The organism is Arenibacter sp. S6351L (genome assembly GCF_023016025.1).
Classification (GTDB): Bacteria; Bacteroidota; Bacteroidia; order Flavobacteriales; family Flavobacteriaceae; genus Arenibacter; species Arenibacter algicola_B.
In genome coordinates, this window is sequence record NZ_JALKBB010000126.1 from 1 (window position 1) to 336 (window position 336).

Annotated in this window: 1 protein-coding gene; it reads right to left on the bottom strand. The window is 41.7% G+C overall.

Annotated features, from left to right (window positions below):
- Positions 1-70: 70 nt before the first annotated feature.
- Positions 71-336: hypothetical protein (locus MWU82_RS24195; RefSeq protein WP_247098334.1), on the bottom strand; the 266-nt coding region annotated here is incomplete at its 5' end.

Genomic DNA, 336 nt, shown 5'->3' on the forward strand with positions numbered 1-336 from the left:
AAAAAAAGTTTCAAAAAATCCTTGTGGATTTAAAAAAGGGTGGTAGATTTGCACCCCGCTAACGAAGGAATTACGGAGTCGGCGGAAAGGGTGTTCGGAGCGCCACGTTCATAAGGGTTACTGTTTCTGATGTGCCGGGAAAAAAGAAAAATAATTTTTTTTCAAAAAAGCTTGGCGGATAAAAAAAAGGCTGTACATTTGCAGCCGCTTTGGGAGACAGGGCGAACGAAAAAAGAGAAATAAGTTCATTGATATATTGTAAAGACAGCGCGCCACATACTTGGAAACGGGGATGTGGTGCAGAAAAAGAAATCGAAATAACGGGCCGGGAAAAAC